The sequence below is a fragment of the Streptomyces sp. NPDC054841 genome (genome assembly GCF_053611045.1).
Genome location: NZ_JBSGZO010000365.1, coordinates 1 through 8,738 on the forward strand (window position 1 = coordinate 1; position 8,738 = coordinate 8,738).

At 70.1% G+C, this 8,738-nt stretch carries 8 protein-coding genes; 3 read left to right on the plus strand and 5 right to left on the minus strand.

Features of this window, described 5'->3' with window-relative positions; all coding sequences use genetic code 11:
• Positions 1-34 precede the first annotated feature (34 nt).
• Positions 35-655, minus strand: coding sequence for a DUF6542 domain-containing protein (locus ACWGI8_RS33245; RefSeq protein ID WP_453666636.1), 621 nt, complete (start codon positions 653-655; stop codon positions 35-37).
• 225 nt (positions 656-880) lie between these two features.
• Between ACWGI8_RS33245 and ychF the strand changes: the two genes are divergently transcribed.
• On the plus strand, positions 881-1,969 hold the full coding sequence (gene ychF, locus ACWGI8_RS33250; RefSeq protein ID WP_453666637.1) for a redox-regulated ATPase YchF: 1,089 nt from the start codon (positions 881-883) through the stop codon (positions 1,967-1,969).
• Between the two features lie 95 nt (positions 1,970-2,064).
• Here the strand turns inward: ychF and ACWGI8_RS33255 are convergent, their stop codons facing one another.
• From ACWGI8_RS33255 to ACWGI8_RS33265, 3 genes are all read right to left on the minus strand, one after another.
• Entirely contained in the window at positions 2,065-2,571 is a 507-nt protein-coding gene (locus tag ACWGI8_RS33255; protein WP_453666639.1) for a hypothetical protein, read from the minus strand.
• 80 nt (positions 2,572-2,651) lie between these two features.
• On the minus strand, positions 2,652-3,779 hold the full coding sequence (locus ACWGI8_RS33260; RefSeq protein ID WP_453666640.1) for a tetratricopeptide repeat protein: 1,128 nt from the start codon (positions 3,777-3,779) through the stop codon (positions 2,652-2,654).
• Positions 3,776-5,014 (minus strand): ATP-binding protein, encoded by a 1,239-nt coding sequence (locus tag ACWGI8_RS33265; RefSeq protein WP_453666641.1) that lies wholly within the window; start codon positions 5,012-5,014, stop codon positions 3,776-3,778. Before ACWGI8_RS33265 ends, ACWGI8_RS33260 begins: the two co-directional genes overlap by 4 nt.
• Before the next feature lie 127 nt (positions 5,015-5,141).
• Between ACWGI8_RS33265 and ACWGI8_RS33270 the strand changes: the two genes are divergently transcribed.
• On the plus strand, positions 5,142-5,747 hold the full coding sequence (locus ACWGI8_RS33270; protein WP_453666643.1) for a hypothetical protein: 606 nt from the start codon (positions 5,142-5,144) through the stop codon (positions 5,745-5,747).
• Between the two features lie 62 nt (positions 5,748-5,809).
• On the opposite strand, the gene ACWGI8_RS33275 is transcribed toward ACWGI8_RS33270, so the two are convergent.
• Positions 5,810-6,925, minus strand: coding sequence for a threonine synthase (locus ACWGI8_RS33275; protein ID WP_453666644.1), 1,116 nt, complete (start codon positions 6,923-6,925; stop codon positions 5,810-5,812).
• 204 nt (positions 6,926-7,129) lie between these two features.
• Here ACWGI8_RS33275 and ACWGI8_RS33280 point away from each other — a divergent pair, with 204 nt between their 5' ends.
• Positions 7,130-8,704 carry a S8 family peptidase gene (locus ACWGI8_RS33280; protein ID WP_453666645.1) on the plus strand — a complete coding sequence of 525 codons (1,575 nt, stop codon included), beginning with the start codon at positions 7,130-7,132 and terminating at the stop codon, positions 8,702-8,704.
• Positions 8,705-8,738 lie beyond the last annotated feature (34 nt).

Sequence of the window (8,738 nt, forward strand, 5' to 3'; positions counted from 1 at the left end):
GCCTGGGGAAGCCCGGAGGCCGGCGGCGGGGGCGTCAGGCGCGGCGGGGAGGCCCTGAGGGCCGGCGTGAGCGGCGGCGGGTCATCAGCCGGATCTTCCGCACGATCGTGATGACGCCTGCGATGAGCGTGCCGCCGTACAGCCAGCCCGCGTTCATGGCCAGCGCGGTGATCACCGCCATCACCTGGCCGCCGACGCCACCGGTCCCGCCGGAGATCGGCACGATCCCGACGGCGAACGCGATGGGCACGCCGATCGGCGCGGTGACCAGGTCGGCGCCCCGCACCCACAGCGCCGTCAGGGCGCTGACCGGCAGGAACAGCACGCAGTACACGACGGCGGAGCCGCCGAGCAGCAGTGAGTCGAGCGAGCCGATCAGCAGCATCACGGCCGATGCGAAGAGCCCGCTGCCGAGTCCCGTCAGCCGGGGATTCGGCAGTCTGCGCAGGGCGAGCACCACCGGCGGCACCGGGCGGGTCGGCCGCAGTGCGGGCCGTTTGCCCGGCTTCGCGGGTGCGCCGGGGGCCCCGGGGCGCCCTGGCCGGGCCGTGACCCGGTACACCGCGGCGCCCTCGATGAGCGCGCCTTGCCCGGACAGAGGGGCCTGCGGCCGCGGCCGCTGCCTCGACGGTGTACCAGTCTTTTGTTGCTCCACCTGACCAACGTAGGTCGCAAAGTGCGATCAGTACGTCACAGGACACGCCCTTTGGGTGACCTTGATGTTGAGTTCGACGTATCGGACGCGTGACGTGCCCCGGCGGCGCGCCCGTAAACTGGGGGATCGGCCCACCCTCCGGGCCCCCGGACCAAGGCCATCAGCCAGTCAGTCGCCGGCTCGCAGTCCTCGCCCCAGCAGTCCTCACTCCAGGAAGTCGCCAACGTGTCGCTCACGATCGGAATCGTCGGTCTGCCGAATGTCGGCAAGTCGACCCTGTTCAACGCCCTGACCAAGAACGACGTGCTGGCGGCCAACTACCCGTTCGCCACCATCGAGCCCAACGTCGGCGTCGTCGGCGTCCCCGACGCCCGGCTCGCCAAGCTCGCCGAGATCTTCGGCTCCCAGCGGATCCTGCCCGCGACGGTCGACTTCGTCGACATCGCCGGCATCGTCCGCGGCGCGAGCGAGGGCGAGGGCCTCGGTAACAAGTTCCTGGCGAACATTCGCGAGTCCGACGCGATCTGCCAGGTCATCCGCGCTTTCAAGGACGAGAACGTCGTCCACGTCGACGGCAAGGTCTCGCCGAAGAACGACATCGAGACGATCAACACAGAGCTGATCCTCGCGGACCTCCAGACCATCGAGAAGGTCCTGCCGCGCCTGGCCAAGGAAGCCCGCATCAAGAAGGACACGGCCCCCAAGGTCGCGGCCGTCGAGGCCGCCCAGGCCATCCTGGAGGAGGGCAACACCCTCTTCTCCGCCGGCATCGTCCAGGGCAGCGAGAAGGCCGAGCTCCTCCACGACCTCCACCTGCTCACCACCAAGCCCTTCCTCTACGTCTTCAACGTCGACGAGGACGAGCTGATCGACGAGGACTTCAAGAACGAGCAGCGCGCCCTGGTCGCTCCGGCCGAGGCGATCTTCCTCAACGCCAAGCTCGAGGCCGACCTCGCCGAGCTCGACGAGGAGGACGCCATGGAACTCCTCCAGTCCGTCGGCGCCGACGAGCCGGGCCTGGCCACCCTCGCCCGCGTCGGCTTCGACACCCTCGGCCTGCAGACCTACCTCACGGCGGGCCCGAAGGAGTCCCGCGCCTGGACGATCAAGAAGGGCGCCACGGCCCCCGAGGCGGCCGGTGTGATCCACACCGACTTCCAGAAGGGCTTCATCAAGGCCGAGGTCATCTCCTTCGCCGACCTGGTCGCAACGGGCTCGGTCGCGGACGCGCGCTCGGCGGGCAAGGCGCGTATGGAGGGCAAGGACTACGTGATGCAGGACGGGGACGTCGTGGAGTTCCGCTTCAACGTCTAATACGTCCGGCGAAAGGCCGTCTGACCTGCGGCGGAGCGGGTTGGGCGGCCTTTGCGGCCGCGCGGCGTCGTTCTCCGGACGACGAGCGGGGACGGCTACCGCAGGGGGTGACACTCGTAGTCGGTCTCGGGCGCCGCGAAGCTCAGGCCGTTCTCGTCGAGCGCGTTGAAGACGGTGACCCGGCCGTGCCGGAAGACGAATCCGATGGCCACCATCCCTTGCGCCGCATCGTCGCCGCGCCACTCCAGCAGCTCGACGTCCTGCAGTACCTGGCCCTGGAGCGAAGCAAGCGCCGGTACGGCGTCGTGGCGCCAGCGCAGGTCGAACCCCGGCCAGTGGGCGGACCCGCGGGGGGCGAGGGAGTTCCAGCTCACCGAGAGATCGTCGAACTTCTGGTGCTGGATCTCGACCTGCTCCCCGCCGAAGTCGAGCAGAACGGGAGCGTCGGCGAACCATGTGCCGTCCGCGACGTCCCACAGCAGCCAGGCCCGTGACAGCGTCCTCCCGATGAGCGTGCGCAGGCGGTCGCCGTGGCCGGTGGTGATCGCGGTACGGCCACGCAGCCACTGGGGGGCGTAGGTCTCGATGTCGAAGTCGAGCACCTGAGCATTGTGCCGGGCGTGCGGCCGGGCGCTCAGCAGGTCAGGCAGGGCGGCGGTGTCGACCGCCGTCGGCGTGCTGCTCAGCGGGCCTTCTTCTGGTCGAACCAGATCGTGGCGAACGTCGGCGTGAGCCCGGCCCAGAAAAGCACCTGGGGCAACAGCCGGTCCGCCCATGGGACTTGGGCGATCAGCAACGCGCAGACCATGGCCCAGGACGCCTGGGCCACCACGATGCGGGCCCACCGACCGCGGCGCATCAGCGACTGCACGTTGAGCCGGACGCCGGTGCGCCGTCGGCGGTAGCGCAGCAGGGCGCCGACGGTCCAGATGGCGCTCATCGGCACGAGGTACCACAGGCGCTGGCCGAGCGGGAGCGGCAGCTCCCGCTGCACCTCGCCCTCGACGGCGAACAGGTCCATCATCGCCCCGGCGAGGCCGAGACAGAGCAGGGCGAGCCAGCGCACGCCGCGCAGCATGCGGTACGTGGCCTGGTCCAGGCCACGCTGCATCGAGTCGGAGTCCGGTACGGCGGCGAGCCCGGCGGCGTACAGGTCGGCAGCCTGGGCAGCCTTGACGCCCGGGGCGCCGGCGGCCTTTCCGGTCTGCTGGGCCAATGCCTCGGGGTGGGTGGGGTCGATCCGGAGGATCGCGCGCTCGAGCTGGTCGGCGACGGTGCTGTTGCCCGAGAAGTCGGCGATCAGCCGAGCGACTTCGTGGGCGTAGACCTCCTCGGGGCCGAGGCGCAGCGCCTCCATGACCAGGTCGGCCGCCACCCGGGTGACGCGTTCGACCTCGTGGGGCTGGATCGCCTTGGTGCCGGTCTCCTGGACGTACCGGACTACCGACATGCGCCATACGGCGTCGGCGAGCATCGCATAGCCGTACCAGTGGTGGGGGTTGACGCGGACCGCTTCGCGCAGGACGGGCTCGGCGTTGCGCCATGAGCTGTCCGGCCCGCTGGTCAGCGCCCGGGCGCGCAGGATGAGCGCGCCGTAGTCCTCGGGGTCGAGTTTGAGGGCCTCGCCGGCCGCCTCCCGTGCCTGCTGCGGCTGCTGCGTGTTCAGATGGCAGTAGCCGACCTTGACCCAGGCGCGTATGTCGCCGGGGTCTTCGGCGAGGCGCCGCCCCAGCAGCGCCTGGGCCTGGTCGTAGCGCTTGAGGTCGATGAGGGCCTGGGCCTGTTCGACGGCCGGGTGGAGTGTGGTCACAGCTTCCGCTTCTTCTTCAGATAGGCCACCAGGTCGTCGTACATCCCGCCCTCGTTGGCGTACATCGCCACATTGCGGGCGGCCGCGAACCACGGCTCGGCCGAGGGCGTGATCTGCCTGGCCGCGGCCAGCAGGTCCTTCATGTCGATCATGCGTACGGTGCCGGTGCGGGCCGAATCCAGAAGCGCCTGCTCGGCCGCCGCCTCGCACACATGGGCCAGATCGGCGCCGGACAGGCCGTCGGTGGCCTTGACGAGCTTGCCCAGGTCGATGTTCGCGATGGGCCGCTCGCGCAGGTGATAGCGGAGGATCGCCTCCCGGGCCGGGCCGTCGGGCGGCAGTACCAGCAGGGTCCGGTCCAATCGGCCGGGGCGGCGCAGGGCGATGTCCACGTCCCAGGGCACGTTGGTCGCCGCGAGCACGAACACGCCCTCGTTCGCTCCCGCGTCGATGCCGTCCAGCTCGGTCAGCAGCTGATTGACGGTGTTGCGCATGCCGGCGCTCTGGGTGCGGCTGCGCTTGCCGCCGAGCGCGTCCAGCTCATCCAGGAAGACCACACACGGAGCCTGGCGGCGGGCGGTCTGGAAGATCTCGTGCATGTTGCGCTCGGAGTTTCCGATCCACATGTCGAGCACGTCGTTGACCGACACGGACAGGAAACTCGCCCCGAGCTCACCGGCGACGGCCCGCGCGATGAAGGTCTTGCCGCAGCCTGGCGGCCCGTACATCAGAAGACCGCCGCGCAGACTCTTGCCGTACAGGCGGCGCAACTCCGGATTGCGCAAAGGCGCCAGAAAGGCGGCCTCCAGACGATCCTTGACGTCCTGCATACCGCCCACGTCGGCGAGGCGGACGGTTCCGGGCAGCTCCACGTCCCAAGCGGCGGCATCCCCGGGATCGCCACTGCCGTCCACGGTGATCGGCTCCTCGGCGAACCGGGGTGGCACGACATCGCCGACCTGGTCCTCGGCGGCCTTCCAGTCGAAGCCCACGGTGGGTCGAGGGGTCACCGGAGGCTGCTCGGGAGCCGGGGCGCCCATGGCCCGGGCCATCAGCTCGCGCGCCTGGACATCACCGGGCGCGTGCTGCAGCGCCACGGCAACCTCCGCCACCGCGGCGTCGGCGTGCCCCGCATCCAGCAGCAGTTCGGCCAGGTGCAGTCGCAGGGGTACGTCATCGGGCGCGGCCGCAACGGCCGTACGCATGCTACGTATTAGAGGGGATTCCGCCGACATGGCCCACACTCTACGTAGGCGACGCGTGTGACCTTCAGGTGCCCTGGCGCTCTGCCGCATTCGCCGGGCACCCTGGCGATTTCGCCCCTCGAGCGCAGGAGTACCGGTGCCGTTCCACAATCGGCGCATGGACGTCGTCGGGATACTCGAAAGCGCCTCGCTACTGGTGCCCGAGGACGCCGCTACCGAGAACGACATCACTGTCGGGGATGTCTGGGACCACCTCGCGCACGACGAGTGGGAGGTGGCGTTCGAGCTGCTGCAGGAGCTCGCGGAGGTACGCACGCTGCCGCCGGGTTTCTGGGACGAGCTGGAGCGTGCCGCCGGGCAGCTGGGGCTGGAGCGGAGCCGGGCGTGGTGCCGGTGGCGCGGCTACGAGACGCGCGCGGGGGTCATCCGTGCCGATCTGGCACTCCTGCCGTTCGGCGAGACCTTCCGGCGTACGCCGATCCCCGGCGCCGGGGTGCTGCGTCCGATGTGGAACATCGGCAACGTCGGGGACAGCGGAGAACCGGCGCTGAACATCGCCGCCCTGTGGGTCGAGTTCGCCCCCGAACTCCCACCGGGCGGCCGCGCTTCGGTGCGCCTCCTGCCCCTGATTCCCGCGCAGTGGCGGCACCTTGCCCCTGGCGACCGCATCACCATGCACGAGTGCGCCGAGGTCGACGGCATCGCGACGATCCTGGAGGTGCACCGTCCGGAGGCGCAGGGAGAGGTCACTGTCCCGCACTGACTCCGTGTGCCCATCGCGGTGGGCGACCGCACGGCCGGCCGCGGCGAACGACGGCCTGCGGTCTACGGCTGAGCGGTCGCCAGCCCCGTCTTGAGCCCCGCCCCGCACAGCGGCAGAACGGCGGTGCGTCCGTCCAGCCCGTACGCCCCGGCCGCCGCCCAGCACGCCACCCCCGTGGACTCGACGTAGAGTCCGCGCCCGGCGAGATCGAGCTGTGCGGCCCGGATCTGATCCTCCGTCACCGCTAGGAACGTGCCGCCGGTGGCACGCACCGCGGTCAGGATCTGCCGCGCGCGCGGCGGGTGCGGGATGGCGATGCCCTCCGCGAGGGTGGGGGTCGTGAACGCCGGTGCCAGCACATCGTCGGCGCCCGCCCGGAACGCGAAGGCCAGCGGCGCGACCGCCGCGGCCTGCACCGCGATCAGCGCCGGGCGTTCGTCGATGAGCCCGTGCCCGTACAGCTCGTCGATCGCGAGCGCCGCTCCGAGCAGCAGTGTTCCGTTGCCGACGGGGACGACGAGCGCCTCGGGCAGCCGGCCGCCGAGGTCCTCCCAGATCTCGTACACGTACGTCTTCGTGCCGTGCAGGAAGTACGGGTTGAAGACGTGTGAGGCGTAGAAGACCCCGTCCTCGTCGGCGGCAGCGCGGGCGGCCCGCGCAGTGGCCTCGCGGTCGCCGGGCACGAGCTCGAGGTGGGCGCCGTGCGCCCCTATCTGCTCCACCTTCTTCGGGGAGGTCGCGGCGGGAACGTACACGGTGCAGTCCAGCCCGGCGCGGGCGCAGTACGCCGCGATCGCCGTGCCCGCGTTCCCGCTGCTGTCGGCGATCACGCGCCGCGGCTTCAGCTGCCGCGCCAGCTCGGCGAGCATCACCGCGCCACGGTCCTTGAACGACAGGGTCGGCATCAGGAAGTCCAGCTTGGCGGTGACGGTGTCCGTCAGCGGGACGAGCGGGGTGCGGCCCTCGCCGAGGGACACCGCGGCGCGGGCGTCCGATGCGGGCAGCGGCAGGGCCTCCTCGTAACGCCAGAGCGAATTGACGCGTCCGGAAAGGAAGTTGCGTGGCACCGGGGCCGTGGTGAAGTCGAGATCCCAGGGGCCCAGGCACTGCGGACAGTGCCAGGTGAGCTCATCAACGGCCGCTCGAACGTCGCACACCGGACATTGATATTCCGTCATGTGATCCAGGATGGCAGTTGTGTGGCACACGTGTTACGCGGCCTTCAAAGCTCTTGTGGGATTCCTGTGGATCCGTCAATCTTTCGGACGGCAGCGGCACGGCAACCTCGCAGACATCCCGGCGGACACCGGGGACGAGCGAATTGTCATGCTCCTGCCGATCACCCCCACAGTGACGCACCACCAATGAGGAGGATCCCTCACATGTCCGTGATGCGTAATTCGCGGCGAAGACTGTCCGCAGCCAGCGCCATAGCCGTCGCCGCCCTCGCGCTCGGCGCCGCGTCCGCCCTTCCGGCCACCGCGGCGGAGACCGCGCCGGAAGGCGTCATCCAGAACGCGGGCGCGCCCGGCGTCATCGCCGGCAGCTACATCGTCACTTTCGACGAGTCGGCCGCCGACGCCGGCTCCAAGGCGGGCAAGGCGCTCGCCGCGGAGTACGGAGCGAAGATCAAGAAGACGTACAACGCCGCGCTCAACGGATACTCCGTCGAGCTCTCCGAGGCGCAGGCCAAGAAGTTCGCCGCGGACCCGGCCGTCGAGTCCGTCGTGCAGAACCGTGTCTTCACGATCTCCGGCACCCAGCCGTCCCCGCCCTCCTGGGGCCTGGACCGCATCGACCAGAAGGCGCTGCCGCTCAACCAGAGCTACACCTACCCCGACTCGGCGGGAACGGGTGTCACCGCGTACATCATCGACACCGGTGTGCGTATCACCCACAGTGACTTCGGTGGCCGGGCCTCGTACGGCTACGACGCCATCGACAACGACAACACGGCGCAGGACGGCCACGGCCACGGCACCCACGTCGCCGCCACCGTCGCCGGATCCTCCTACGGTGTCGCCAAGAAGGCCAAGGTCGTCGGCGTCCGCGTGCTCGACAACTCCGGCTCCGGGACCACCGACCAGGTCGTTGCCGGCATCGACTGGGTGACGCGGAACGCCGTCAAGCCGGCCGTCGCCAACATGAGCCTCGGCGGCGGCGTCGACACCGTCCTCGACACCGCCGTACGCAACTCCATCGCGTCCGGCGTCACTTACGCCATCGCGGCGGGCAACGACGGCGCCAACGCGTCCAACACGTCCCCGGCCCGGGTGACCGAGGCCATCACCGTCGGCTCGACCACCAGCACCGACGCCCGCTCCAGCTTCTCCAACTACGGCAGTGTCCTGGACATCTTCGCGCCGGGCTCCTCCATCACCTCCGCCTGGAACACCAGCGACAGCGCCACCAACACCATCTCCGGCACCTCGATGGCCACCCCGCACGTCGCCGGTGCCGCCGCGCTCTACCTCGCGGACAACCGCACCGCCACTCCGGCGCAGGTCGCCTCCGCCCTGACCACCGCGGCGACCCCGAACGTGGTCGGCAACCCCGGCACCGGATCGCCGAACCGTCTGCTGTACGTCGGCGGCGGCTCCACCCAGCCGCCCGGCTCGAGGTTCGAGAACACCGCGGACTACGCGATCAACGACTTCGCCACCGTGGAGTCGCCCGTCACCGTGAGCGGTGTCCCGGGCAACGCCCCGGCCGCCCTCCAGGTGCCGGTCAACATCGTGCACACCTACATCGGTGACCTCCAGGTCCAGCTCATCGCCCCGGACGGCACCGCGTACACGCTGAAGGGCTACGGCACCGGCGGCAGCTCCGACAACATCAACACCACGTACACCGTCAACGCCTCCTCGGAGGTCGCGAACGGCACGTGGAAGCTGCGCGTCAGCGACAACGCGGCCATCGACACCGGGAAGATCGACTCCTGGGCGCTGCAGTTCTGACGCTCCCTGAGCACTGAGGGGCGGCCGCGCACTG

What these genes read in the sequence shown, in the direction of transcription:
- ACWGI8_RS33275 (WP_453666644.1), bottom strand. Translation starts at nt 6,925, where the DNA reads ATGACGGAATATCAATGTCCGGTGTGCGACGTTCGAGCGGCCGTTGAT.
- ACWGI8_RS33270 (WP_453666643.1), top strand. Translation starts at nt 5,142, where the DNA reads ATGGACGTCGTCGGGATACTCGAAAGCGCCTCGCTACTGGTGCCCGAG.
- ACWGI8_RS33265 (WP_453666641.1), bottom strand. Translation starts at nt 5,014, where the DNA reads ATGTCGGCGGAATCCCCTCTAATACGTAGCATGCGTACGGCCGTTGCG.
- ACWGI8_RS33280 (WP_453666645.1), top strand. Translation starts at nt 7,130, where the DNA reads ATGTCCGTGATGCGTAATTCGCGGCGAAGACTGTCCGCAGCCAGCGCC.